Origin of the sequence: Azospirillum sp. TSO22-1, assembly GCF_003116015.1 — a bacterium.
Taxonomy (GTDB): Bacteria; Pseudomonadota; Alphaproteobacteria; order Azospirillales; family Azospirillaceae; genus Azospirillum.
Map to the genome: position 1 here is coordinate 74,024 of NZ_LGQZ01000014.1, position 25,728 is coordinate 99,751.

Annotated in this window: 24 protein-coding genes and 1 riboswitch; of the genes, 8 read left to right on the forward strand and 16 right to left on the reverse strand. The window is 69.9% G+C overall.

Going from position 1 to position 25,728, the window contains the following annotated elements; genetic code table 11:
• Positions 1–99: 99 nt before the first annotated feature.
• Positions 100–282 carry a hypothetical protein gene (locus TSO221_RS04610; protein WP_109117302.1) on the forward strand — a complete coding sequence of 61 codons (183 nt, stop codon included), beginning with the start codon at positions 100–102 and terminating at the stop codon, positions 280–282.
• Between the two features lie 20 nt (positions 283–302).
• Here the strand turns inward: TSO221_RS04610 and TSO221_RS04615 are convergent, their stop codons facing one another.
• Positions 303–1,274, reverse strand: coding sequence for a patatin-like phospholipase family protein (locus TSO221_RS04615; protein WP_109117303.1), 972 nt, complete (start codon positions 1,272–1,274; stop codon positions 303–305).
• Between the two features lie 157 nt (positions 1,275–1,431).
• Between TSO221_RS04615 and TSO221_RS04620 the strand changes: the two genes are divergently transcribed.
• Complete coding sequence (locus TSO221_RS04620) at positions 1,432–3,210, forward strand: ABC transporter ATP-binding protein (RefSeq protein ID WP_348770251.1); 1,779 nt, start codon at positions 1,432–1,434, stop codon at positions 3,208–3,210.
• 6 nt (positions 3,211–3,216) lie between these two features.
• Here the strand turns inward: TSO221_RS04620 and TSO221_RS04625 are convergent, their stop codons facing one another.
• The 10 genes from TSO221_RS04625 to TSO221_RS04670 form a co-directional block, all read right to left on the reverse strand.
• Positions 3,217–3,939 carry a sulfur transferase domain-containing protein gene (locus tag TSO221_RS04625; RefSeq protein WP_247877909.1) on the reverse strand — a complete coding sequence of 241 codons (723 nt, stop codon included), beginning with the start codon at positions 3,937–3,939 and terminating at the stop codon, positions 3,217–3,219.
• 74 nt (positions 3,940–4,013) lie between these two features.
• Complete coding sequence (locus tag TSO221_RS04630; RefSeq protein ID WP_109117304.1) at positions 4,014–5,522, reverse strand: 5'-nucleotidase C-terminal domain-containing protein; 1,509 nt, start codon at positions 5,520–5,522, stop codon at positions 4,014–4,016.
• Positions 5,523–5,611: 89 nt separating this feature from the next.
• Complete coding sequence (locus tag TSO221_RS04635) at positions 5,612–7,261, reverse strand: molybdopterin-binding/glycosyltransferase family 2 protein (protein ID WP_109117305.1); 1,650 nt, start codon at positions 7,259–7,261, stop codon at positions 5,612–5,614.
• A gap of 33 nt (positions 7,262–7,294) precedes the next feature.
• Positions 7,295–8,014: an XdhC family protein gene (locus tag TSO221_RS04640; protein ID WP_109117306.1), complete on the reverse strand. Its 720-nt coding sequence runs from the start codon at positions 8,012–8,014 to the stop codon at positions 7,295–7,297.
• Positions 8,011–8,325 (reverse strand): XdhC family protein, encoded by a 315-nt coding sequence (locus TSO221_RS04645; protein ID WP_109117307.1) that lies wholly within the window; start codon positions 8,323–8,325, stop codon positions 8,011–8,013. Before TSO221_RS04645 ends, TSO221_RS04640 begins: the two co-directional genes overlap by 4 nt.
• Before the next feature lie 25 nt (positions 8,326–8,350).
• Positions 8,351–9,580, reverse strand: coding sequence for a VWA domain-containing protein (locus tag TSO221_RS04650; protein WP_109117308.1), 1,230 nt, complete (start codon positions 9,578–9,580; stop codon positions 8,351–8,353).
• A complete protein-coding gene (locus TSO221_RS04655; protein WP_109117309.1) occupies positions 9,577–10,500 on the reverse strand; it encodes a MoxR family ATPase in 924 nt (307 codons plus the stop codon). Before TSO221_RS04655 ends, TSO221_RS04650 begins: the two co-directional genes overlap by 4 nt.
• A 163-nt stretch (positions 10,501–10,663) precedes the next feature.
• The gene (locus tag TSO221_RS04660; protein WP_109117310.1) at positions 10,664–11,458 is read right to left on the reverse strand and encodes a xanthine dehydrogenase family protein subunit M; all 795 of its coding nucleotides are present in this window, start codon (positions 11,456–11,458) and stop codon (positions 10,664–10,666) included.
• 12 nt (positions 11,459–11,470) lie between these two features.
• Entirely contained in the window at positions 11,471–13,861 is a 2,391-nt protein-coding gene (locus TSO221_RS04665) for a xanthine dehydrogenase family protein molybdopterin-binding subunit (RefSeq protein ID WP_109117311.1), read from the reverse strand.
• 31 nt (positions 13,862–13,892) lie between these two features.
• Positions 13,893–14,393: a (2Fe-2S)-binding protein gene (locus tag TSO221_RS04670; RefSeq protein ID WP_109117312.1), complete on the reverse strand. Its 501-nt coding sequence runs from the start codon at positions 14,391–14,393 to the stop codon at positions 13,893–13,895.
• 206 nt (positions 14,394–14,599) lie between these two features.
• Between TSO221_RS04670 and TSO221_RS04675 the strand changes: the two genes are divergently transcribed.
• The 5 genes from TSO221_RS04675 to TSO221_RS04695 all read left to right on the forward strand — a co-directional run bounded on the left by TSO221_RS04675 (position 14,600) and on the right by TSO221_RS04695 (position 20,055).
• Positions 14,600–15,541, forward strand: coding sequence for a TAXI family TRAP transporter solute-binding subunit (locus tag TSO221_RS04675; RefSeq protein WP_109117313.1), 942 nt, complete (start codon positions 14,600–14,602; stop codon positions 15,539–15,541).
• Positions 15,542–15,566: 25 nt separating this feature from the next.
• Positions 15,567–17,663 (forward strand): TRAP transporter permease, encoded by a 2,097-nt coding sequence (locus TSO221_RS04680; protein ID WP_109117314.1) that lies wholly within the window; start codon positions 15,567–15,569, stop codon positions 17,661–17,663.
• Entirely contained in the window at positions 17,660–18,037 is a 378-nt protein-coding gene (locus TSO221_RS04685; RefSeq protein ID WP_109117315.1) for a DUF1850 domain-containing protein, read from the forward strand. Before TSO221_RS04680 ends, TSO221_RS04685 begins: the two co-directional genes overlap by 4 nt.
• 67 nt (positions 18,038–18,104) lie before the next feature.
• Positions 18,105–19,550 carry a sodium:proton antiporter gene (locus TSO221_RS04690; protein ID WP_109117316.1) on the forward strand — a complete coding sequence of 482 codons (1,446 nt, stop codon included), beginning with the start codon at positions 18,105–18,107 and terminating at the stop codon, positions 19,548–19,550.
• Between the two features lie 94 nt (positions 19,551–19,644).
• Complete coding sequence (locus tag TSO221_RS04695) at positions 19,645–20,055, forward strand: helix-hairpin-helix domain-containing protein (RefSeq protein ID WP_109117317.1); 411 nt, start codon at positions 19,645–19,647, stop codon at positions 20,053–20,055.
• 54 nt (positions 20,056–20,109) lie between these two features.
• Here TSO221_RS04695 and TSO221_RS04700 read toward each other — a convergent pair whose 3' ends face one another.
• The 5 genes from TSO221_RS04700 to TSO221_RS04720 form a co-directional block, all read right to left on the reverse strand.
• Positions 20,110–20,928 (reverse strand): universal stress protein, encoded by an 819-nt coding sequence (locus TSO221_RS04700; protein WP_109117430.1) that lies wholly within the window; start codon positions 20,926–20,928, stop codon positions 20,110–20,112.
• A 76-nt stretch (positions 20,929–21,004) separates the two neighbouring features.
• Positions 21,005–21,946 (reverse strand): ABC transporter substrate-binding protein, encoded by a 942-nt coding sequence (locus TSO221_RS04705; protein WP_109117318.1) that lies wholly within the window; start codon positions 21,944–21,946, stop codon positions 21,005–21,007.
• A gap of 3 nt (positions 21,947–21,949) precedes the next feature.
• Entirely contained in the window at positions 21,950–22,711 is a 762-nt protein-coding gene (locus TSO221_RS04710; protein WP_109117319.1) for an ABC transporter permease, read from the reverse strand.
• 124 nt (positions 22,712–22,835) lie between these two features.
• Positions 22,836–23,597: an ABC transporter ATP-binding protein gene (locus tag TSO221_RS04715; protein ID WP_109117320.1), complete on the reverse strand. Its 762-nt coding sequence runs from the start codon at positions 23,595–23,597 to the stop codon at positions 22,836–22,838.
• Positions 23,590–23,697: riboswitch (TPP riboswitch) on the reverse strand. It overlaps the preceding gene by 8 nt.
• Before the next feature lie 6 nt (positions 23,698–23,703).
• A complete protein-coding gene (locus tag TSO221_RS04720; RefSeq protein WP_247877910.1) occupies positions 23,704–24,459 on the reverse strand; it encodes a DUF1194 domain-containing protein in 756 nt (251 codons plus the stop codon).
• Between the two features lie 96 nt (positions 24,460–24,555).
• Between TSO221_RS04720 and TSO221_RS04725 the strand changes: the two genes are divergently transcribed.
• Entirely contained in the window at positions 24,556–25,668 is a 1,113-nt protein-coding gene (locus TSO221_RS04725) for an acetoin utilization protein AcuC (protein WP_109117322.1), read from the forward strand.
• Positions 25,669–25,728: the final 60 nt, after the last annotated feature.

Genomic DNA, 25,728 nt, shown 5'->3' on the forward strand with positions numbered 1-25,728 from the left:
TGTTGCCGGTTCGGCACCTTTCTCGAAAGGGCTGTGGAAGCAAAACTGCGCCTCGCGCGTTAGTCCAGCATGACGTTGTTTGACAGGAGGGTTTTCGTGATGAAACGGATGCGCCTGATTGCGGCGGCGCTTGCCATGACGACGCTGCTGGCGGCCTGCAACACGGGCACTGTGCTTGGCGGCGGCGCCGGGGCGGCGGGCGGTTACGCGCTCGGCGGCAAGCGCGGCGCCATCATCGGCGGCCTGGGCGGCGCGGCTGTCGGCACGGCGCTCGGCAACTGACGACGGACGGCGGTGTGGGGTCAGACCCGCGCCGCCTCCCGCGCGCTGGCGCTGAACACGGCCAGCGCGTCGTGCAGTTCCGGTAGCACGCGTTCGACCGCTAGTTCGCCCTCGCGGATGCAGTCGTCGGCGCGGTCGAACTCCAACAGGCCGATCTGGCCGAGGCGGGGCGCCACGTGCACGTCCGGCGGCTCGCCGGCGAGGCGCGAGCGCGTGATGCGGTCGGTGATGATGCCGAGCGAGGAGACCATCACGCCGAACACGCTCGGCCCCTCGTAGTCGCGGCGGAAGATGCGGCGCGCCAGCGCGCCGATGGAGGACAGGCGCGGCGCCTCTGCCTTGTTCTCCTCGATCAGCCCCAGCAGGTCGAAGCCGGCGGCGGTGGGGATCGCGGCGCCCGGCTTGCGCGCCTTGCCCAGGATGTCGGCCGACAGGTTGACGGCGATGATCATCTGCGCGCCGAGCGCCCGGCAGCACGACACCGGCACCGGGTTGACCAGAGCCCCGTCCACTAGCCAGCGCCCGTCCATCGGCACGGGCGGGAAGACGCCGGGCAGCGAGAAGGAGGCGCGCAGCGCGTCCACCAGTTCGCCCTTCTGCAGCCAGACCTCGTGTCCGGTGACGAGATCCGTTGCCGTGGCCGTGAAGGGGACGGGCAGATCCTCGATGCGGGCGGAGCCGAGGTGCCGGCGCATCTCCGCCACCAGCTTGTCGCCGCCGATCAGACCGCCGCCCTGGCGCAATCTCAGGTCCAGGTAGCCGGCGATCTTCAGCCGGGTGAGGCCGCGCGCCCAGTCCTCCAGCGCGTCCAGCTTGCCGGCCAGCGCCACGCCGCCGACCAGCGCCCCCACCGACGAGCCGCAGACGACGTCCGGCTCGATCCCGTAGCGCTTCAGCGCGCGCAGCACGCCGATGTGCGCCCATCCCCGCGCCACGCCGCCGCCCAGGGCCAAGCCGATGCGGGGTTTCGTCCGTACGACGCCGCCGTCCATGGGCCACCTCCATAGGGGTAATCCTAAAGGAGTGTCGCATGTCCGACTCTAATGAGTGGTTAAGGCACGCCGGTGGACAGGGCGGGCGGTTGTCCGGTATGGCATCCGCGTATTGCATGTATGGCGTTTTGCCATACGGACAGCGAAGGATCCTGCGGTGAGCGGCAAGAACACCATCGGCCTCGACGGCGGCACGCAGGCGCTGATGTGGCGCGTCTGGCGGGAGTGGGTGCGGCCCTACCGGGGGCGCCTGATGGTCGCGTTCGCGCTGATGGCCGTGCTGGCGGCGGCGACCGGCGCGTACCCGCTGCTGATCGACCGCTCCTACGCCATGTTCGAGGCGCAGGACCGCACGCAGATGGTGCTGGTGCCGCTGGCGATCATCGTGGTGTCGCTGGTCAAGGCGGCGTCCATGTACGCGCAGACCGTGGTGACGACGGACATCGTGCAGCGCATCCTCACCGACGTGCGCATGGCCATGTTCGGCCACCTGCTGGCCGCCGACATGGCGAGCCTGCACGCAGCCCCCACCGGCAGCCTGACCTCGCGCTTCATCAACGACGTGGACGTGGTGCGCAACGCGCTGTCGCGCACGGTCACCAATCTGGTGCGCGACATCCTGACGGTGATCGCGCTGGTCGGCTCCATGTTCTATCTGGACTGGGTGCTGTCGCTGATCACCTTCCTGGTCTACCCGCTGGCCGCCATGCCGATCGTCAACATCGGCAAGCGCCTGCGCCGCCTGTCGCGCCAGACCCAGGCGCAGATGGGCGACATGACCGCGCTGCTGACCGAGAGCCTGTCCGGCGCGCGTATGGTCAAGACCTACAACCTCGAAGACTACGAGCGGCGTCGGGCCGGCGCGGCGTTCGAGGACAACTACCGCCTGACCATGAAGGCGACGCAGCAGCGCTCCGCCGTCGACCCGATGATGGAGGTGCTGGGCGGCGTCGCGGTGGCCGGGGTGATCGGCTTCGCCGGCTGGCGCATCGCCGGCGGCAGCGGCACGGTGGGCGAGTTCACCGGCTTCATCGGCGCGCTGCTGATCGCCGCGCCGTCGGTGCGGGCGCTCGGCACGCTGAACACCGCGGTGCAGGAGGGCCTCGCCGCCGCGCAGCGCATCTTCGAGCTGATCGACCAGCGCCCGACCATCGTCGAGAAGCCCGGCGCCAAGCCGCTGACCGTGGCCAAGGGCGCCGTCCGGCTGGAGGACGTGCGCTTCGCCTACGAGGCGGAAGGCAGCACGCTGAAGACCCTGGACATCGACGTGGCGCCGGGCACCACGGTGGCGCTGGTCGGACGCAGCGGGGCCGGCAAGTCCACCGTGTTCAACCTGATCCCGCGGCTCTACGACGTCACCGGCGGCCGGGTGCTGATCGACGGGCAGGACGTGCGCAACGTGACGCTGACCAGCTTGCGCGGCGCGGTGGCGCTGGTCAGCCAGGACGCCGTGCTGTTCAACGACACGGTGCGCGCCAACATCGCCTTCGGCCGGCCGGGCGCCTCGCTGGACGACATCGTCGCTGCGGCGAAGGCGGCGGCGGCGCATGCCTTCATCGAGAAGCTGCCGGACGGCTACGACACGGTGATCGGCGACCGCGGCACCAAGCTGTCCGGCGGCGAGCGCCAGCGCGTGGCGCTGGCCCGCGCTTTCCTGAAGGACGCGCCGATCCTGCTGCTGGACGAGGCGACCAGCGCGCTCGATTCCGAATCCGAACGGCTGGTGCAGGAGGCGCTGGAGCGCCTGACCGAGGGGCGCACCACGCTGGTCATCGCCCACCGTCTGGCGACGGTGCGCACCGCGCACCTGATCTGCGTGATGGAGGACGGCCGCGTGGTCGAGCGCGGCACGCACGAGGAGCTTCTGGCCGCCGGCGGCACCTACGCGCGGCTGTGCGCCCTGCAGTTCGGCGAGGACGCGCCGGCGTCGGCGTGAGCTGAGCTACTCCCGCGCCAGCAGCTTGTCGACCACCGTGTTCGCCCACTCCTTGGTGCGGAAGCTCTCCTTGGCGGCGATCGGGTCGTACACGCTGTCCACCCATTCCCAAAAATCGATGGGGTGGCGCTCGTCGTAGGCGCGGTACAGCTCGAAGAAGTAGTCGAGGATGCCGGTCTTCGCCTGCTTGAAGTGGCCGTACTTCCAGTGCAGCTGCTGCACCGCCTCGTCCAGCGGCGCCTTCTCGTGCACGAACATGTAGAAGGCGGACATGAAGCCGGCGCGGTCGGCACCCGACTTGCAGTGCATCAGCGCCGGGTACTCGATGCTCTCGAACATGCGCCGGGCGGCGTGCAGCCGGTCCTTGCGCGGCATATCGCGGGAGTTGATCGGGAAGTCCACCAGCGCGATGCCGGCCTCGCGGCAGGCCTCGGCCTCCAGGATGTAGGAGGCGCAGTCGCGCGAGCCGCGCAGGTTGACGATGGTCTTCACGCCCTCCGCCGCCCAGCGCCGGATGTGCGAGGGCGAGGGCTGCGCCGCGCGCTGCATGTTGCGCGACATGTGGTAGCGGTTCGCGTAGATCAGGCGGAAGCAGGCGTGGTCGATGAACACGCTCTCGACATGGCCGAGCGTACGCTGCCACGGCGTCTGCATCGTCGCACGACTGCGCTTGATCTGGTCGGCCAGACCGGCGGCGTACCGGCGCAACAGCCACTTCTTCGCCAACACACACCTCACACCTGCAAGGCCGCCAACATAGGGAGCCGGCGGCCCGCGTCAAGACTTCCGACGTCGCAGGGCGGTCACGGTTTCGCGACGATGCGCCCCTCCACCTTCGGATCCACCGCGCCCCTGGCCGCCACGTACTCCATGGTGATGGTGGCGATCAGCACCGCGCCGGAGGGATCGATGACCACCTTCGCCCGGGTGAAGGCCTGATAGCCGTCGCCGCCGCGCAGCATGTAGTCGTTGGTGGCGACCCTGTACGTCGCCCCGGGGTCGAGCGGCCTGCCGCCCACCTGCGCCTCGACGACGCGGGTGCCGGACGGCAGCTTCGGATCGTAGGTGAAGCGGACGCCGGAGACCTGGGCGAAGCGCCCGGCCTTGTCCTCGACCTTGGAGACGCCGTTCTCCAGCACCGACAGCAGGTCGGCGCCGCTCATCTCCACCAGCACGCCGACGTTGCCGAAGGGGTTCTCGGCGAAGAAGTCGCGGCGGCGCAGGTCCGAGCCGGCGGGGTACAGCGCGTCGCCGCGCAGGCCGCCGCCGTTGGTGATCGCCACGTCCGCCTTCAGCGTCTCGCGGAGCGCATCGGTGATCAGGTTGCCCATGGTCGCCTCGCGGGTGCGCACGGATTCCTTGCGGCTGTCGAGGTCGGTCAGCGTCTTGCCGATGACGACGTTGAGGTCGTTGTCCAAGCGGGAGGTGTAGCCCCTCACCCGGGCCGCGACCTCCGCGTCCGGCGCCACGCCGGCGGTGGTGACGAGGCGCCACTCCGTCGGCTCGACCGTGGTGGCCGGGCCCTTGTCGGTCGTCCGGGTGGAGACCTTCAGGTCGGCCACGCCCAGGAAATGGGCGTCGTATCCGGCCTTGAGGATCAGCGTGTGGCCTTCGTAGAAGCTGATCGGGTCGTGGTCGTGGCCGCCGAGGATCAGGTCGATGCCCTTCACGTCGTAGGCCAGCTGCCGGTCCTCGGCGATGTCCAGGTGGGTGAGGGCGACGATGACGTGCGCCCCCTCCGCCTTGAGCTGCTTGATGGCCGCCTCGGCGGCGGGCTTCACGTCGGTGAAGGCGACACTGTCGCCGGGGCTGGACAGCTTGGCGGTCAGCGGCGTCAGCACGCCGAAGAAGCCGACCTTCAGCTCGCCTGCCTGCCTGGTCCAGGTGGCGACCGAGCCGCCGAACGGCTTGCCGTCGGTTCCCAGCACGTTGGTGCCGAGCCAGACGAAGCGGGACTCGCCGATGCGCTCGCGCGCCACCTCGGCGCCGAAGTCGAACTCGTGGTTGCCGAACACCGCCGCGTCGGTGCCGATGGCGTTGAACATATCGACCATCTGCGCGCCCTTGGTCGTGCCCGACATCAGCGACGGCGACAGGAAATCGCCGCCCAGCGTGGTGATGGCCGCCGGGTTGCGGGCGCGCTCGCGCTTCAGCAGGGTCATCAGCTCGGCCATGCCGCCACGGCCCTTCACCGGGGCGATCTCGTACACGTCGTTGACGTGCAGGAACGTCAGCGTGCCGTTCTGCGCCCACGCCAGGGCGGGCAGCAGGGCGGTGACGGCGGCGAGGGCGTGGACGAGGGGGCGGAGCATGCGGGCGGTGTCCTCGGTTGACGGTCGCGCCGGACGGCGGGCCGGCGGGCCATCATGCGCAACCCCGTGCCGCTGCACAACCTCAGCGGTCAGGCTCCAGTTTTCGGCGTGGGCCCGGCTGACCGGCTGCTTTCCATGAGACGCGCCAGCCCGTCCGGCGTGTCGACGTCGGCCAGTACGCCGTCGCCCTCCACCTGGATTTCGCAGACCTGTTCCGCGTTCTCGCCGATCAGGTGCCTGGCGCCCGTGTCGCCGCTGACGCGGGCCATGTCGGCGAAGAAGCGGCGGTCCCACAGCACCGGGTTGCCGCGCCGGCCGTGCGCGACCGGTACGCAGATCGCGCGCCCCTCGGTCGGGTTGTACGCGGCGATCAACCGGTCGAGCACGCCGGAGGCCACCGCCGGCATGTCGCCCAGGCAGACCAGCACGCCGTCCACGTCGGCCGGCAGCGCCGCCAGACCGACGCGCAGCGAGGTGCTGAGCCCCTCGGCGAAGTCTGGGTTGTGCACGACCGTCACCGGCCGGCCGCCGAGCGCGGCGCGCACCGCGTCGGCCTGATGCCCGGTGACCACCACCACCGGCCGCGCCGCGGAGGCAAGCACGGCGTCCACCGTGCGGGCGAGCAGCGGCGTGCCGTGCACGTCGGCGAGCAGCTTGTTGGGGCCGCCCATGCGGCTGGAGCGTCCGGCCGCCAGCACCACCGCGGCGATGCGGGGTGCCCGCGGCGCCTCCGGCACGCCGGCGCGGGGCAGGCCGCGGCTGGGGATCTCCGCCAGCAGGCCGCCGACGCCCATGCGCATGACGTCCTCCCGCGAGACCGGCACGCCGGCCGCCAGCCGTTGCAGCACCCAGTCGAAGCCGTTCAGCTTCGGCGAGCGCGCGCAGCCCGGCAGGCCGAGCACGGGAATGCCGTCCAGATTCGCCAGCAGCAGCAGGTTGCCCGGGTCCACCGGCATGCCGAAATGCTCCACCACGCCACCGGCCCTTTCAATGGCGCCGGGCAGCACGTCGCGGCGGTCGGTGATGGCCGAGGCGCCGGCGATCAGCAGCAGGTCGAGGCCAAGCGGTCGCGCTGCCTCGATCAGTGCGGCCAGAGCGGCTTCATCGTGCGGGCAGCGCGCCTCGTGCATCAGGGTGCCGCCCAGGGACTCCAGGCGCTCGCGGGTGACCGCCACCGTCTTGTCGAGCATCGGCCCCTTGGTGCCGGCCAGCTCGGTCTGCAGCAGCCCGGCGCGCATGGGGCGATAGGGGGCGACGCGCAGCGCTGCACCGCCTTCGGCCAACGCGGCCTCGCCCCGCTCGACCGCGGCGCGCGGGGCGGCGAAGGGGATGATCTTGACGGTCGCCACCATCTGGCCCGGCACGACCTGAGCGAAGGCGGGGAGGGTGGCGATGGTGACGGATTCGTCGGCGAGGTTCACCGCCTCCAGCCGCGCGCGGTCCAGCACCACGAGGCCGGCGGCCTCGGCGAACAGGTTGACGCGGCCGGTGAAGGCGGCGGCGACGCTCAGGTTTCCGCCGCGCAGCGCCGCGGCGACGCGGGTGGCGGCCTCGTCCTCACCGACGTCGGAAGCGTCCGGGCGGGCGACGGTGACGGTGGCGAAGCCCGCAGCCTCCAGCGCCGCAACGTCCTCGGCGCTCAGCACCCGGCCCTTTTTCAGGATCAGGCAGCTCTTGCGCACCGAGTGCACGAGGATCGTGCCGGCCGCTTCAGCGACCGGGACCGGGCCGAAATACATGCGCTCCCTCCCGAAACGGCGCTCCCCTGATATTTAGAGCGCGTTGCGGCGGGCCGCCACCACCTGGGCGATGATGGAGACCGCGATCTCGGCCGGCGTCTCGGCGCCGATATCGAGGCCGACGGGGGCGTGGATGCGCTTCAGCTCCGTCTCGCTCAGGCCCTGTTCGCACAGGCGGTCGAGGCGCTTGGCGTGGGTGCGGTTGCTGCCCAGCGAGCCGACGTAGAAGGCGGGCGAGCGCAGTGCCACCATCAGCGCGGGATCGTCCAGCTTCGCGTCGTGGGTCAGCGTCACCACCGCCGTACGCGCGTCGATGACAAGCGCGTCCAACGCCTCGTCGGGCCAGGAATGAACCAGTTCCACGCCGGGGAAGCGCGCCTCGCTGGCAAAGGCGGCGCGCGGATCGACCACGGTCACCGCGTAGCCGGCGAGATCGGCCATGCGCGTCAGCAACTGCGCGATGTGGACGGCGCCGACGACGATCAGGCGCAGCGGCGGGTTGTGGGCATGCACGAACAGGCGCGGCCCCTCGTCCTCGTAGCCCTCGACGTCGGGAAACTCAACCAGCCCGCTGTGGTCCTGGCGCAAGCGGGCGCGGATCTCGGCGAGGTGGTGGTCCTCCAGGCCGAAGCCGCCGTGCACCGCGTCATGGAAGACGAGGCTCTGCATGCCGGAGGACAGGTCGGTGACCAGCGCCACCGGCACCTTGTCAGTGCGCGCCTTCAGCAGGCGCTCCAGGATATCGCGCTTCATTCCACCGCCTCGACGTAGACCTGCACCTTGCCGCCGCAGGCCAGCCCGACCTCCCACGCCATCTCGTCGGTGACGCCGAAGGAGAGCAGGCGGGGTTCGCTGTCCTCCATGGTCTTCTGCGCCTCGTGGACGACGGCGCCCTCGATGCAGCCGCCGGACACCGAGCCGGCCATCGCGCCGGCCTCGTCCACCGCCATCGTGCTGCCCACCGGCCGCGGCGATGAGCCCCAGGTCGCCACCACCGTGGCCAGCGCCACCCGGCGCCCTTCGCCGCGCCAGCGCGCCGCCTGTTCGAGGATGTCGTCGCTCATGCCCGTTTCCTCAGCCCACTCTTTCTCAGGTCATTCCCTTCAACCACGCCCGCATGCCCTCGTGCCGGCGCGGGCCGGTGTGCTCCAGCGCTCCGGCGAGGTCCGCTAGGCTGTTCAGGTTGTGCACCGGGCGGAAATCGTCGACGTGCGGCAACAGCGCCCGCACGCCGGAGGACTTCGGCGCGAAGCCTTCCCAGCGCAGCAGCGGGTTCAGCCAGATCAGGCGGCGGCAGCTCTTGTGCAGCCGCTCCGCCTCCCGGCCCAGCCCCTCGCCGGCGTCGCGGTCGAGCCCGTCGGTGATCAGCAGCACCACCGCCCCCTGGCCGAGCACGCGGCGCGCCCAGACGCGGTTGAACTCGTGCAGCGTGGCGCCGATCCGGGTTCCGCCGGACCAATCCTGGACGGCTCCCGCCACGGCGTCCAATGCCACGTCCACATCCCTGTGCCGCAGGTGGCGCGTGACGTGGGTGAGGCGCGTGCCGAAGACGAAGCTGTAGACCCGGTCGCGGTCGTTGGACAGTGCGTGCAGGAAGTGCAGCAGCATACGCGAATAGCGGCTCATCGAGCCGGAGATGTCGCACAGCACCACCAGCGGCGGCGGCCGGGTGCGGCGGCGGGAGCGGACCAAGTCGGCCACGTCGCCGCCCTGGCGCAGCATGCGACGCAGCGTGGCGCGCGGGTCGATGCGCGGGCCGGTGGGGTCCAGGCTGTAGCGGCGGGTCGCCGCCTCGGCGACGGGCAGCGCGATGCGGACCATCAGGCGCTTGGCCTCGGCCAGCTCGTCGGCCGACATCTTCTCGAAGTCCTTAGCCTGCAACAGCTCGCGGTCGGAGACGGTGAAGGCGGCGTCGACCTGGATCTCGGTCTTTTCGGGTTCTGGTTCCTTTTCCGGGCCGCCGGGGCCGCGCAGGGCGTCGGCGACGCGGCGCGACAGCTCCTTCTGGTCGGGGGAGGGTGGTGCCCGCATGCCCGGCAGCATCATGCCGATCATGCGCTTCAGCAGGTCGGGGTTGCGCCAGAAGACGTGGAAGGCCTGATCGAACACCGGCCGCTGGTCGCGCCGGTTCACGAACACCGAATGCAGCGCCCAGTAGAAGTCCCGCCGGTTGCCGAGGCCCACCGCCTCGACCGCTTCCAGGGCTTGCAGCACCTTGCCCGGTCCGACCGGCAGGCCGGCGGCGCGCAGCGCGCGGGCGAAGTGCATGAGGTTGGCGGCGAGCCGCGCGTCGCCGACCGGGGAGGTGGGGAAGGTCATGGCGCGCGGGTGGCGGCCAGCTCGGTCTTCACCTGGGCGAGCAGCCGGGCCGCCTCGCTGCCCTGGATGCGGGCGATGTCGTCCTGGTACTTCAGCAGCGTGCCGAGCGTGTCGTTGATGACCGAGGGTTCCAGCTCCAGCTGGTTCAGCTCCACCAGCGCCTGCGCCCAGTCCAGCGTCTCGGCCACGCCCGGCGCCTTGTAGAGGTCCATGGCGCGCAGGCGTTGGACAAAACCGACGACCTGCGCCGCCAGCCGCGCGTCGGCGTTGGGCGCCTTGACGCGCAGGATCTCCCGCTCGCGCTCGGCCGAAGGGTAGTCGACCCAGTGGTAGAAGCAGCGCCGCTTCAACGCGTCGTGGATCTCGCGCGTGCGGTTGGAGGTGAGGATGACAATGGGCGGCTCCGGCGCCCTGATGGTGCCGAACTCCGGGATCGTCACCTGGAAATCGGAGAGCACCTCCAGCAGGTACGCCTCGAACGGCTCGTCGGTGCGGTCCAGCTCGTCGATCAGCAGGACGGGAGGGCCGGCGAGATCGGGCTCCAGCGCCTGGAGCAGTGGGCGCTTGACGAGGAACGCGTCGGAGAACAGGTCGGAGGCCAGCGCGTCGCGGTCCCGGTCGCCGGCGGCTTCGGCCAGCCGGATCTCCATCATCTGGCGGGCGTAGTTCCACTCGTAGACGGCGGACGCCACGTCCAGCCCCTCGTAGCATTGCAGCCGCACCAGACGGCGGCCGAGGGTGCGGGAGAGCACCTTGGCGATCTCGGTCTTGCCGGTGCCGGCCTCGCCCTCCAGGAACAGCGGGCGCCGGAGCTTGAGCGCGAGGTACAGCGCCGTGGACAGCGCCCGGTCGGCGACGTAGTCGCCGCGGCCCAGCAGATCGAGGGTGGCGTCGACGGAGGCGGGGAGGGGAGTCGGCATAGGGGGAAGGTAACCGGTGGCGTGAGGAAAACAACCCTCTCCCGCCCCGGGAGAGGGTGGCCGCGCAGCGGCCGGGTGAGGGTACGGTCAAGGATCCTCGGACGCACCCTCACCCTCCCGCTCTACGAGCGGGCCCCTCCCTCTCCCGGGGCGGGAGAGGGAATTAGGCGCACGCCTCCACCGCGCGCTTCGCCATCACGGTGACGAGGTGCGCGCGGTACTCCGGGCTAGCGTGGATGTCGCCGTTGAGGCCGTTGGCGCTCACCGCCACGCCGCTCAGCGCGTCGGCGCGGAAGTCCTTGGCGAGCGCGGCTTCCATGTCCGTCACGCAGAAGACGCTCGGCCCGGCCCCGGTCACCGCGACGCGAACCTCGTTCCCGAACCGCGCCACGAAGACGCCGACGATGGCGTAGCGGCTGGCCGGGTTGCGGAACTTGGCGTACGCCGCCTTGTCCGGCGCCTGGAAGCGCACGCCGGTGATCACCTCGCCGGGGTTCAGCGCCGTCTCGAACATGCCAGTGAAGAAGTCGTCGCCGGCGATCTCGCGCAGGTCGGTCTTCACCGTGCCCTTCAGCGCCACCACCGCGGCAGGGTAGTCGGCCGCCGGGTCGGCGTTGGCGATGGAGCCGCCGAGCGTGCCCAGCGCCCGCACCTGCCGGTCTCCGATGTGCACGGCGAGGTCGGCGAGCGCCGGGATGCGGCGCTTCACCAGATCGCTGGCCCCCACCTCGGCGTGGCAAGCGAAGGCGCCGATGACCAGGGCGCCGCCATCCTCGCGGATGCCCTTCAGCTCCGGCACCTTGGACAGGTCGATCAGCTCGGTCGGTCGGGCGAGGCGCTGCTTGAGCGTCGGCAGCAGCGTCTGTCCGCCGGCAAGGATCTTGCCCTCCTCGGCTTGGCTCAGCAGGGACACCGCTTCCGCCAGCGAGGCCGGGCGGCGGTATTCGAAGGCGTACATGGTTTCTCCTCCTTATTCCGCCGCCATGGCCGGGCGGGACTGGTTGAGCGCGCGCCAGACCTTCTCGGGCGTGGCCGGCATGTCGAGGTGGGTGACGCCGTGCTCGGCCAGCGCGTCGATGACGGCGTTCATCACCGCCGCCGCGGCGCCGATGGTGCCAGCCTCGCCGCAGCCCTTCACGCCCAGCGGGTTGTGCGTGCAGGGCTGGTCCTCGTGCCAGCTCACCGCGAACGACGGCACGTCGTGGGCGCGCGGCATGCAGTAGTCCATGTAGGAGCCGGTGATCAGCTGCCCGGTGTCCTCGTCGTAGACGCAGTTCTCGAACAGTGCCTGACCGATGCCCTGGACGATGCCGCCGTGCACCTGCCCCTCGACGATCAGCGGGTTGATGACCCGGCCGAAGTCGTCCACCGCGCTGAAGCTCTCCACGCTCACCACGCCGGTGTCGGGGTCGATCTCCACCTCGCAGACGTGGCAGCCGTTGGGGTAGGTGAAGTTCTTCGGGTCGTAGAACGCCTGCTCGTCCAGCCCCGGCTCCAGCTCGTCGAGCGGGAAGTTGTGCGGGACGTAGGCAGCCAGCGCGATGTCGCCGATGCCGACGCTCTTGTCGGTGCCGGCGACGGTGAAGCGGCCGTCCTTCACCTCGATGTCGGTCTCGGCGGCCTCCATCAGGTGCGCGGCGATCTTGCGGGCCTTGCGCTCGACCTTGTCCATCGCCTTGACCAGCGCCGAGCCGCCCACCGCCAGCGAACGCGAGCCGTAGGTGCCCATGCCGAACGGCACCTTGGCGGTGTCGCCGTGCACGATCTCGACGTTCTCGATGGGGATGCCGAAGCGCTCGGCGACGATCTGCGCGAAGGTCGTCTCGTGGCCCTGGCCGTGGCTGTGCGAGCCAGTGAACACCGTCACCGACCCGGTGGGGTGGAAGCGCACTTCCGCGGATTCGTACAGGCCCGCGCGGGCTCCCAGAGCGCCCGCCACGTTGGAGGGCGCGATGCCGCAGGCCTCGATGTAGGTGGCGAAGCCGATGCCGCGCAGCCTGCCGCGTTTGGCGGCCTCGGCCTTACGCTGGGCGAAGCCGGCGTAGTCCACCGCCGGCAGCGCCATATCGAGGTTCTTGGCGAAGTCACCGGTGTCGTACTGCAGCGCCACCGGCGTCTGGTAGGGCATGGCCTCGGCCGGCACGAAGTTGCGGCGGCGTATCTCCGTCTTGTCGATGCCCATCTCGCGCGCCGCGATCTCGACCAGACGCTCGATCAGGTAGCACGCCTCGGGACGCCCGGCGCCGCGGTAGGCATCGACGGGGGCGGTGTTGGTGAACAGCGCCTTCACCTCGGCGTAGATCGCCGGGGTCTTGTACTGGCCGGCCAGCAGCGTGGCGTACAGGTAGGTCGGGATCGAGGTCGAGAAGGTGGAGAGGTACGCCCCCATGTTCGCCAGGGTCGAGACCTTCAGCGCCAGGAAGTTCCCGTCCTTATCCAGCGCCAGCTCGGCATGGGTGAGGTGGTCGCGCCCGTGCGCGTCGGACAGGAAGCTCTCCGAGCGCTCGGCGGTCCACTTCACCGGGCGGCCGACCTTCTTCGCCGCCCAGGTGACGATGGCCTCTTCGCCGTAGTGGAAGATCTTCGATCCGAAGCCGCCGCCGACGTCCGGCGCGACGACGCGCAGCTTGTGCTCGGGGATGCCCAGCACGAAGGCGCCCATCAGCAGGCGGATGACGTGCGGGTTCTGCGAGGTGGTAGTCAGTGTGTGCTCGCCGGTCGCCGGGTCGTACTCGCCGAGTGCCGCGCGCGGCTCCATGGCGTTGGGGACGAGGCGGTTGTTGACGAGGTCCAGCTTGGTGACGTGCGCGGCTCCCGCGAACGCGGCGTCCACCGCCGCGGCGTCGCCCAGGTGCCAGTCGTAGCAGAGATTGCCCGCCACCTCGTCGTGCACCTGTGCGGCGCTTCCGTCGACGGCCTGCCGCAGCGAGACGACGGCCGGCAGGTCCTCGTAACCGACGTCGATCAGTTCGGCGGCGTCCTTGGCCTGCTCGCGGGTCTCGGCGATGACGACCGCGACGATGTCGCCGACGTAGCGCGCCTTGTCGCGGGCGATGGGGAAGTGCGGCGGCTCCTTCATCGGCGAGCCGTCCTTGGAATGGATCAGCCAGCCGCAGGGCAGGGAGTTCACGTTGTCGGCGGCCATATCGGCGCCGGTGAACACGGCCACCACGCCCGGCGCCTTCAGCGCATCCGCCGCGTTGACGCCGCGGATGCGGGCGTGCGCATAGGGCGAGCGCAGCATGTGGACGTGGGTCTGGTTCGGCCGCTTGATGTCCTCGGTGTAGGTGCCGCGCCCGGTCAGGAAGCGCTGGTCCTCGCGGCGGCGCACGGACGCGCCGATCCCGGTGGGGTTCGCCATCGCACAAGTCCTCCCATGAAGCCGTTTGTCGTTATTCGGCCGCGGCCGCCGCGGGTTCGCCGGCGCGCATCGCCTCGGCCCCCGCCAGCACCGCCTTGACGATGTTGTGGTAGCCGGTGCAGCGGCAGATGTTGCCTTCCAGCCCTTCGCGGACCTCCGACTCGGTCGGGGTGGGGTTGTCCTTCACCAGGTCCACGGCGCTCATCACCATGCCGGGCGTACAGAAGCCGCATTGCAGGCCGTGGTGCTCGCGGAAGGCCGCCTGCATCGGGTGCAGCGTGCCGTCGGCCGCCGCCAGCCCCTCGATGGTGGTGACGCTGGCACCCTCGGCCTGGACCGCCAGCATGGTGCAGGACTTGACCGACCGCCCGTCGACGTGGACGACGCAGGCGCCGCACTGGCTGGTGTCGCAGCCGACGTGTGTGCCGGTGAGGGCGAGGTGTTCGCGCAGGAAGTGGACGAGCAGGGTGCGCTCCTCGACCTCGCGCGTGACCGCCTTGCCGTTGACGGTCATGGTGACGGTGCAGGACATGCGTGGACTCCCTCCCTTGTGCCTTCTGGCCTTTGTGCAAGGATAGGGTGCCGGCCCCGATCAAGGTCAAGCCACCGTACGGAATATACCGTCCCCCCGACTTGTGGTCTTCCCCACTGGCGGAGCGCGTTCGGGCGGGGTACATTCGGGTCCGAACAATCACCGTCGCGAACGACGCGTGCAAAAAATCGGAGGGAGATACCGCGATGAAGCGTTTCGCTGCCGCGCTCGGAGCCTGTCTGGCCGTCGCCGCCCCGGCGCACGCCGATGAGTTCATCACCGTCCTGACCGGCGGCACCAGCGGCGTCTACTACCCTCTGGGCGTGGCCTTGAACGGCATCTATTCCAAGGCGATCCCGAGCGCCAAGGTCACCGTGCAGGCGACCAAGGCGTCGGTGGAGAACCTGAACCTGCTGCAGGCCGGCCGCGGCGAGATCGCGTTCACGCTGGGCGACTCGCTGTCCGACGCGTGGAAGGGCAACGAGGAGGCCGGGTTCAAGAGCAAGCTCGGCAAGCTGCGCAACGTCGCCGGCATCTACCCGAACTACATCCAGATCGTGGCGACCAAGGAATCCGGCATCAAGACGCTGGCCGACCTGAAGGGCAAGAGCGTGTCGGTCGGCGCGCCGAAGTCCGGCACCGAGCTGAACGCGCGCGCCATCTTCGGCGCCGCCGGGCTGAGCTACAAGGACTTCGCAAAGACCGAGTACCTGCCCTTCGCCGAGTCCGTCGACCTGATGAAGAACCGCCAACTCGACGCGACGCTGATTTCCGCCGGTCTCGGCGTGGCGGCGGTGAAGGACCTGTCCACCTCGCAGGACATCACCGTGGTCGCCGTGCCGGTCGACATCGTGCAGAAGGTCGGCGACCCCGCCTATGTGGCGGAAACGGTGCCGGCCAACACCTACACCGGCCAGACCGAGGCGGTGCCGACCGCGGCGGTGCGCAACTTCCTCGTCACCCATTCGGGCGTGCCGGACGCCGCCGTCTACGCCATGACCAAGGCGATGTACGAGAACCTCGACCAGCTCACCGCCGCGCACGTCGCCGCCAAGCAGATCAAGCTGGACGCCGACGCCGTCGCCTCGCCGGTGCCGCTGCATCCGGGTGCCGAGAAATTCTACAAGGAAAAGGGGTTGCTGAAGTAGGCGCGCCGGGTACGGGGCCTGAGACATGACCGAGACGCACGGCGAACCGGACGCCAAACTCCGCCAGATCCTCGACCGCGAGAATCCCTCCACCGTCGTCGCCTTCGAGGGCGGCACCGGCAAGGTGGTGTTCGCCATCGCGGTGCTGTTCTCGATCTTCCAGATCTGGACGGCGGCCTTCAACCCGCTGTCCAGCCTCGTGGTCCGTTCGATCCATGTCGGCTTCCTGCTGCTGATGACCTACGCGCTGTTCGGTTTCCGGCAGGAGGAGCGGCGCACCGTTCCCTGGTACGACTGGGCGCTGGGCCTGACGGGCTTCGTGCTGGGCCTGTATCATTGGTGGTTCGAGGTCGACCTGATCCAGCGCGCCGGCGATCCGAGCACGCTCGACCTCGCGGTCGGCGCGATCAAGGTTGCGCTGGTCGTAGAGGCGTCGCGGCGCATCATGGGGCTGACGCTGCCCATCATGTGCGTGGTGTTCATCCCCTACGCGCTGTACGGCCGCTACCTGCCGTTCGGCCTGGGGCACCGCGGCTACGACATCGACCAGGTGATCGACAACCTGTTCCTGTCCACCGAGGGCATCTACGGCACGCCGACCTTCGTGTCGGCCACCTACATCTTCCTGTTCATCCTGTTCGGCTCGTTCCTGGAGCGGGCCGGCATGGTGCAACTGTTCAACGACGTCTCGCTCGGCCTCGTCGGCCACAGCAAGGGCGGGCCGGCCAAGGTGGCGGTGATCTCCTCCGGCTTCATGGGGATGATCAACGGTTCGGGCATCGCCAACGTGCTGACGACGGGGCAGTTCACCATCCCGCTGATGATGCGCTTCGGCTACCGCCCGGCCTTTGCCGGCGCCGTCGAGGCGACGGCCAGCATGGGCGGTCAGATCATGCCGCCGGTGATGGGTGCGGCCGCCTTCATCATGGCCGAGACCATCGGCGTGCCCTACAGCGAGATCGCCCTGGCCGCCGCCATCCCGGCGGTCCTGTACTTCGCCAGCGCCTTCTGGATGGTCCATCTGGAAGCCGGCATGTACAACCTCGTCGGCATGCCGCGCGCGCAGCTGCCGAACGTCTGGCGCGCGCTGGTCGAGGGCTGGTACCTGATCCTGCCGTTGGCGGCGCTGGTCTATCTGCTGTTCGCCGGCTTCACGCCGCTGTTCGCCGGCGTCATCGGCATTGCCGCAACGACCGCCCTGATCCTCGGCATGCGGCTGGTCGGGCCGATGCGCTCCATGGCGCTGCGTGTGCTGTTCTGGGTGGTGGTCGGGCTGGTGGCGGCCGGGCTGTGGAACCTCGGCTGGCGGACCGAGCACATGGCGTTCGCCGTGGTGGCACTGATGGCCGTCGGGTGTCTGACCTTCCGCAGCGGGCGCGAGACGCTGGCCCTGCTGGTGCAGAGCATGGCCGACGGCGCCAAGAACGCCATCGGCGTCGGCATCGCCTGCGCGCTGGTCGGCGTGATGATCGGCATGCTCCAACTCACCGGACTGGCGTCCAGCGTCGCCGGCGCGGTGGTGGAGATGTCGCAGGGCAGCCTGCTGCTGGCGCTGGTGCTGACCATGATCGCCTGCATCGTGCTGGGCACCGGCTTGCCGACCACCGCGACGTACATCGTCATGGCGGCGATCACCGCGCCGGGCCTGAAGCTGATGGGCGTGCCGCTGATCGTTTCGCACATGTTCGTCTTCTACTTCGGCATCATGGCCGATCTGACGCCGCCGGTGGCGCTGGCGGCGCTGGCAGCCTCGTCGATCTGCCGGGCCGACCACATGGAGATCGGCTGGATCGCGACGCGCATCGCCATCGCCGGCTACGTCGTGCCGTTCATGGCGGTGTACGATCCGGCGCTGATGCTGCAGACCGACAGCGTGCTGGCGGTGATCTACATCGTCGTCAAGGCGTGCCTTGCCATCGGGCTGTGGGGCGGGGCGACCATCGGCTTCTTCCTGACTCCGCTCAACTGGGGGGAACGGACGACCGCGGCGCTCGCCGCCTTCCTGTTCGTCATCGCCGCGCCCTGGACCGACGAGGCAGCCTTCGTCATCACGGTTGCCTTCATCGTCTGGCAGCGCTGGCGGCAAAGGGCGGCGGGACCGGCCACACACCCGGCACAATGACCAGTCTGTGTCTGGCGCTGGCCGGGGCCGCGACGGTCCTGGCCAGCGTTCCGGCCGATCGCTTCACCCTGTCCTGGACCCATTCGGTCGAGCGGACGGAGTGGCGCGAGGAGTGGCGGATCGCCGATGGCGGGCTGGTTTTAGAAACGGCGTGGGTGAAGGGGGGCGGCGCCGGAGTCGAACCTCCACCGGATGCTCGCGTCGAGGACGGCTGGATCGTTTGGCATCCGGCGGTGCCGCCACAGCCGCGGGTGGTCCTCGCCGCCTCTCCGCACACCGCCGACCACGGGTTGTGCATTGCCGGCCGATGTCGGGCGCTGCACGCGTGGACCGGCGCCGCCGACGGGCCGATCGAAATGCGGCCGTGCCCGTAGTTTCCGGCTTGGCGCGCGCTATCCCGGGTTCCATACTCGCACACCAACGGATTACCCCGATTTCCCAATGACCGCCGCCCTCCGACGCCGCGCCGTTCGTCCCCGCCTGCTGCCGGGACTCGCCTTCCTCGCCACGCTCGCCCTTCCGGCACTGGCTCTTGCAGCCGAGGTTCCGCACCTCGACGGCCGCGAACTGGGCCCGTTGTGGGTGGTGCCGTTCGTCGGCGTGCTGCTGTCCATCGCCGTCCTTCCGCTGGCGGCGCCGGTCATCTGGCACCACCATTTCGGCAAGATCACCGCCGGCTGGACGCTCGCCTTCCTGATCCCGTTCGCCATGCGCTACGGCCTCGACATGACGGCGGGCGAGGTTCTGCACACGGCGCTGCTGGAGTACATCCCGTTCATCATCCTGCTGACGGCGCTGTTCACGGTGGCCGGCGGCGTGCGGCTCAAGGGCGCGCTGGTCGGCACACCGCTCGCCAACACGGTTGGGCTGGCGCTGGGCACGGCGCTGGCGAGCGTCATGGGCACCACAGGCGCCTCGATGCTGCTGATCCGGCCGCTGCTGCGCGCCAACGACCAGCGGCGCTACAAGGTGCACACCGTCGTCTTCTTCATCTTCCTGGTCGCCAACATCGGCGGCTCGCTGACGCCGCTCGGTGACCCGCCGCTGTTCCTGGGCTTCCTGAAGGGCGTCAGCTTCTTCTGGCCGACCACGCACCTGATCGGGCCGGCAGCGTTCGCCGCTGCGATCCTGCTGGTGGTCTACTTCGTCACCGATTGGGTCCTCTACGCCCGCGAGGGCGGCAAGGAGCCGCTGACCGAGGAGTTCAAGGAGCCCCTGGCCATCGAGGGCAAGGTGAACTTCCTGCTGCTCGGCGCCATCGTCGGCGCGGTGCTGCTCAGCGGCGTCTGGCACCCGGGCGGCGGGCTCAACGTGATGGGCGTCGTGCTGCCGTGGGAGAGCATCGCCAGCCAAGCGTTGCTGCTGCTCATCACCGGCCTGTCGCTGCACCTGACCGAGGCCGAGAGCCGGCGGATGAACGCCTTCACCTGGGGGCCGATGCTCGAGGTGGCGAAGCTGTTCGCCGGCATCTTCCTGACGATGATTCCGGCGCTCGCCATCCTGCGTGCCGGCACCGAGGGCTCGCTGGGCGCCATCATCGCCGCAGTAAACCATGACGGCCAGCCGGTACCGGCAGCGTATTTTTGGGCTTCCGGCATCCTGTCGAGCTTCCTCGACAACGCGCCGACCTACCTGGTGTTCTTCAACACCGCGGGTGGCGATGCCGCGCACCTGATGGGCGAGTGGGCGCTGACGCTGACCGCCATCTCGGCCGGGTCGGTGTTCATGGGCGCCAACAGCTACATCGGCAACGCACCCAACTTCATGGTCAAGGCCATCGCCGAGGAGCGCGGCGTCAAGATGCCCAGCTTCTTCGGCTACATGGCGTGGTCGTGCGGCATTCTGGTGCCGTTGTTCGGGCTGATCACCGTGGTGTTCTTCCGGTAGAGCGCAACCGCCTGAAGGGATCCTTGAGAGGAGGCGCCGCGTTCAGAGAAACGGCGGAAACCGTCCGTCTCGATCGATTTTGAGGAGGTCTGCGATGCGCGTGCTACGCTATGCAGCCGTTGCGGCGTTGGGAGTGGTCCTGGCGCTCCCCGTCCTGGCCCAGTCGCCCTCGACCAGCCCGCCGCCCGGCAAGGGTACGACCACAACGGCGCCCCCACCCGGCAACCCGCCCGCCGCAAAGTCGGGAAGCACCGCTGGCGGCGGCGCTGGAAGTGCTGCAACCGGCAGTTCGGCAAGCACGACCAGGAGTTCGCTCGTCGACTTGAATTTGGCCTCCAAGGATGAGTTGGACACGCTGCCGGGCGTCGGCGAGGCGCGCGCGGATGCCATCATCAAGAACCGGCCCTACAAGAACAAGGACGAGCTTCTTAGCAAGAAGGTCGTTCCCCAGAACGTCTACAACGACATCAAGGACAAGGTGGTCGCGTCGCAGATGAAGAAATGACGACCACCGTCCCGGTGACGCCTACGCACTGAGCCCGCCGGACAGGCGGCGGGCTCAGTGCGCCATCAGCGCCGGCACGTGCATGTGCTGGAGCACCGTGCGTGTGGCGCCGCCCAGCACCATCTCGCGGAAGCGGGAGTGTCCATAGGCACCCATCACCAGCAGGTCGGCGCCGACGTCCTGCACGCAGGTCAGGACCACTTCGCCGACGTCGCCGCTGGCGATGTTGGACTGGTGCCACGTGCGCACGCCGTGCCGTTCCAGGTACACCATCACGTCGCGCGCGGTGTCGGTGGTGTGGTGCGGCGGGTCCACCGTCAGCACCGTCACCTTTTCGGCGGCCTGCAGGAACGGCATTGATTCGCGCACCGCGCGGACCGCCTCGCGGGTGTTCTTCCAGGCTAGCATGACGTGGCGACCGAAGGTCTCCGGCATGCCGTCGTAGGGCAGCACCAGGGTGGGGCAGGCGGCCTCCAGCGGAAGGCGGTCCGGGACGTGCAGCAGCACGCGGTCTTCGATGTGCGCCGGGTGCGACTGGGTGACGATGGCGAGGTCGGCGTAGGCGGCGCGCCTGGCCAGCAGTTCGACGTGGTCGCCCTCGTCCACTGCCCAGGAATAGGAGCAGTCCTTGAGCGCCTGCCGCACCTCGTGCTCGACCTCGCCGGCCTTCTCCTGTGCGATCGCCGTCGATTCGGCGATGAAGCCGTAAGAGGCGACGCGTCCGGTGGCCGCTGCCGGCATCGTCACCGGCGTGGCGATGTACAGCACCTCCACGAAGGCGTCGAAACGCTTGGCCAGCGAGACCGCCGCTTGCAGACGGGCGGAGTGGCGGTCGTCGTTCGCCATGTGCAACAGGATGGTCTTGATCGGCATGGTCTCGCTCGCGATGGACGGCCCCGGCGGGGCCACCACACGGTAACGCCCGCCGGAGCACCTTGGCAACGGAGCCCTACTTCAGCGTGACGGCGTAGGCGTCCACCGGCAGCGCCTCCTTGATCAGGCCGCGAGCCTTCAGGAAGGTGGCGAAACGCGCGTAGCGCGCGGCGTCCAGCGCCGCCGGGCTGTGCGAGAAGCGCGGCAGCGTGTCGGCCCAGGCGCGGCGGTTCAACTCGTCGTTCAGCTCGGGCCGGCCCTTGGTGAAGGCGGCGTGCGCCTCCTCCGGGTGGTTGAGGATGTAGAGGACGGCGCGCTCGACCGCCGCCAGGAACTTCGGCAGGCGCGGGTCGTTGGTCTGCGCCTTGTTGGCGACCAGGATCAACTCGTCATAGGCCGGCACGCCCTCTTCCTCGGGATAGAAGGCGCGGCCCGGGTGCTTCTCGATGGCCATCTGGTTGAGCTCGAAGTTGCGGAAGGCGCCGATCACCGCGTCCACCTGCCCGGACAGGATCGACGGCGACAGCGAGAAGTTGACGTTGACCAGCGTCACGTCCTTCAGGCTCAGGCCCGCCTTCTCCAGCATGGCGCCGAGCAGCGCGTCCTCGAAGCCGCCAACCGAGAATCCGACCTTGCGGCCCTTCAGGTCCTTCACTGACTTCACCGGCCCGTCGGCCAGCACCACCAGCGAGTTGAGCGGCGTCGACACCAGCGTGCCGACGCGCACCAGCGGCAGCCCCTCGCCGACCTGCACCTGGAGTTGCGGCTGGTAGGACACCGCTAACTCCGCCTTGCCGGCGGCGACCAGCTTCGGCGGGTCGTTGGGGTCGGCGGGGGCGACCAGCTCGACGTCGAGGCCGGCGTCCTTGAAGAAGCCCATTTCCTTCGCCACCACCAACGGCGCGTGGTCGGGGTTGACGAACCAGTCGAGCAGAACGGTCAGCTTGTCCTGCGCGCACGCGGGCAGGGCGGTCAGCAGCCCGGCAGCGAGCGCCGCGGCGGCGAACGGGAACTTCATCGGTCAATCCTTCTCATCGAACGCATGGGAATCGGGAAGCCACGGCAGCGCGCGCCGCAGCAGCGCGTCCGTGGCGGCATAGAGCGCCACCGCGAACGCGCCGAGCACGAACAGGGCGGCGAAGAGCAGGTCCACCTGCATGCGCGCGTTGGCGTGCAGCATCAGGTAGCCGAGGCCGGAGGAGGAGCCCACCCACTCGCCGATCACCGCGCCGATCGGCGCCACCGCGGCGGCGACGCGGATGCCGGAGGCGAGCGCGGGCAGGGCGGCCGGCAACCGGATGTGCCACAGCGTCGAGGCGCCGGATGCCCCCATGGTGCGGGCGAGGTCGAGCCAGCCCGGCTCGGTGCGGCGCAATCCGTCGAACAGCGCTGTGGTGACCGGGAAGTAGATGACCAGCGTCGCCATGGCGATCTTCGACGCCATGCCGTAGCCGAGCCACAGCACCAGCAGTGGCGCCAGCGCGAACACCGGGATCGCCTGGCTGACCACCAGCAGTGGCATCAGCCAGCGCCGCGCACCGCGAACGCTGGCAAGCAGGATGGCGCTTGCCGTGCCGAGGAGGACGCCGAGCGCCAAGCCGACCAGGATCTCGGACAGCGTGGTGGCGGCGTGCTGCGCCAGCAGGCCGGCGTTGCGTTGCAAGGCATCGGCGACCGCCAGCGGGCCGGGCAGGATGAAGCGGGGCAGGCCGGTGGCCCAGACCAGCGCGTGCCACGCCGTCAGGAGCACGGCAAGGGTGACGAGAGCGCGCATCAGGCGCATCGCATTGCCCCCACCCTACCCCTCCCCCGCTGCGCAGGGGAGGGAACTCCGCCGTCAGCCCTGAAAGCCCTCCCCTGCGAAACGGGAGAGGGTTGGGTGGGGGCAAGTGTCGCCATGCCGAGTCTCATCCCGCCAGCCTCCGCAGCAGCTCGCCCTGCATGGCCAGCACGGCCGCGTCGTCCGGCGCGCGGGGCGGCACGCCGGGCGGCTCCAGCGCCGCCCCCACCACCGCCGGCCCCCCGCTCATCACATGCACGAAGTGGCCGATGCGCAGCGCCTCCAGCGGATCGTGGGTGACCAGCAGCACCGTCCGCCCGGCAAGCAGTTCCGCCGCCAACTCTTGCAGGCGCAGCCGGGTGATCGCGTCGAGCGCCGAGAACGGCTCGTCCATCAGCACCACCGGCCGCCGTTCCACCAGCGTGCGGGCGAGGGCCACGCGCTGGCGCTGCCCGCCGGACAACGCGGCGGGACGATCGCCGGCGCGGCCGGGCAACCCGACGCGCTCCAGCAGGCCGTGCGCCTCATCCACAAGGGCCGGCGAACGCCGCTCGCCGCGCAGCTTGGCGCCGAGCAGCACGTTGTCCAGCACGCTCAGCCACGGCAGCAGCAGGTCCTGCTGCGCCATGTAGGCGACGCGCCCGGCCAACGGCAGCCCGTCGCCCGCGGTCACGGTGGTCGGCGGCTCCAGGTCGGTGAGCCCGGCGATCAGGCGCAGCAGGGTGGTCTTGCCCACGCCGCTCGGGCCGAGCAGGCAAGTCACCGCCGCCGGCTCCAGGCGCAGGCTGAGATCCTCGAACAGCGGCGCGCCGCCGTAGGTCAGACGGGCGGAGGCGATGGTGACGGAAACCGGTGCCGGCACCCCGGCCGGCAGAACGCGCGCGTGCATGGCTCACTGGTCCCTACGCCGGTACGAACCGGATCAGGTTCCAGGGGTCGTCCCGCTCATGGGACCTCTCAGCCGACCGCCGGCTCCCCCCAGTGACAGGCAGGGACTATGGCAACTCGGAACAGCGCGGGCAAGCGGCGTGGTCGCTCGACGGCGGCAGGTTGGAGATTTCCAGCAGCAGCTTGGTCAGGATCGCCTGTGCAAAGGCATCGAATCCATCGGCCACCACCAGGAAGGCGCCGGGCCCGCCGATCACGTTGGTACGGTAGTAGCCGTCAAGGTCGCGCGGCGGCTCGCCGCCCCAGGGGTTGGGACGGTCGTTGACGATGGGCAGGCCGTTGATGGTGATGCCCTTCTCCACCACCGCGTCGCGGATGAAGGTTACCGGCGGGCCGCTGTTGTTGGGGCCGTCGCCGGACACGTCGATGACCTTCCGCGTGCCTTCGAAACCGTTGTTCTCGAACAGCGCGGCGGCGTAGGCGAGGGCGGCGCTGATCGAGGTCCAGCGCTCGCGCCCGATGCCGCTCTCCCCCAGCCGGTCGGCGAAGGCGGTGATCGCCTCGCGGCGGTCGAGCAGGGTCCAGCCGATGACCGTCTGCTGGTAATGGTCGCCCGCCCATTCCACGTAGGTCACCGCGATGCGGCCGTAGGGCCCGGAGCGGATGGCGTTGATGACCTTGGGGTTGAGGAAGGCCTGGACGTAGCCGCGGCGCTGCAGTTCCGCTTCGTCCGCGTCGATGCTGCCGGACACGTCGATGGCCAGCACCAGTTCGAGGTCCACCGGCACCCGGCCGCCGGCCGCATGGCCCGGTCCCGTCAGGGCCAGCAGGATCGGCAGCGCGGCGATGAGGCGGATCGGCATCGGCATCCCCCATCAAGAAAGGGCGCACCGGCGTTACGGCAAGGCCCCCGGTGCGTCGTTGACGGAGCACCGGCGCCGGCCCACCTTGACGGGGTCATGGCACGCCGTCCGCTCTTCCTGGGCAGCGAAGTGTACCGCGGGTCGAGCTACGGCCCCAAACACCCGCTCGCCATCCCGCGCGTCTCCACCACCATCGACCTCTGCCGGGCGATGGGCTGGCTGGACGATAGTGTTTACATCGACACACCCGCGGCGACGGTGGACGAGATCGCGCGCTTCCACCACCGCGACTACATCGTGGCGCTCGCCCGTGCCGAAGCCGAGCAGCGCGTCGATGCTGCGACCGCGGTGCGCTACAACCTCGGCAAGCTGGAGAACCCGGTGTTTCCGGAGATGTACCGGCGCCCGGCGATCAGCGCCGGGGCGGGCATCCAGGCGGCGCGTCTGCTGCTGGAGGAGCCGGGCATCGTCTACAGCCCGGCCAGCGGCACCCACCACGCCCGGCCGAGCCGCGCCAGCGGCTTCTGCTACCTCAACGCGCCGGTGCTGGCGATCCTGGAGCTGCTCGACACCGGGGTGGAGCGCGTCTACTACGTCGACCTCGACGCCCACCACGGCGACGGCGTGGAGGAGGCGTTCGCCGTCGACGACCGGGTGCTGACGCTGTCGGTGCATGAGGACGGCCGTTGGCCCTTCACCGGCACGGCGGAGACGCGCGCCGGCCGCATGGTGCGGAATCTGCCGGTTCCGCCGGGCTTCAACGACAGCGAGATGGACCACCTCGTCGAGGCGGTGATCCTGCCGCTCGGCCACTGGTTCGCGCCGGATGTCGTGGTGATGCAGACCGGCGCCGACGCGCTGGCCGAAGATCCCCTGAGCAAGCTGGAACTGTCGAATGGCGCGCTGTGGCGGGCGGTGGCGGCGCTGGTCGATCTGGCGCCGCGGGTGCTGGTGGTCGGTGGCGGTGGCTACAACCCGTGGTCCGTCGGGCGCTGCTGGGCCGGCGTCTGGGCGACGCTGAACGGGTTCGACCTCGTTCGCGGGCCGACGCACGCCGCTGAGGCGGTGCTGCGCGGGCTGACCTGGAGCCGCAGCGCCGGACGCAACCCGCCGGAGCATTGGTTCACCACGCTGGCCGACGCGCCACGTCCGGGGCCGGTGAGCGAGGCGGTGCGGCGAGTGGCGGCGCTGGCCCTGGAGGGGCTGTAACGGAAGTTGCTGTCTCCGATCCGCAACAGTTCATGATGCCGCGGTGCAACGCGTTGACGC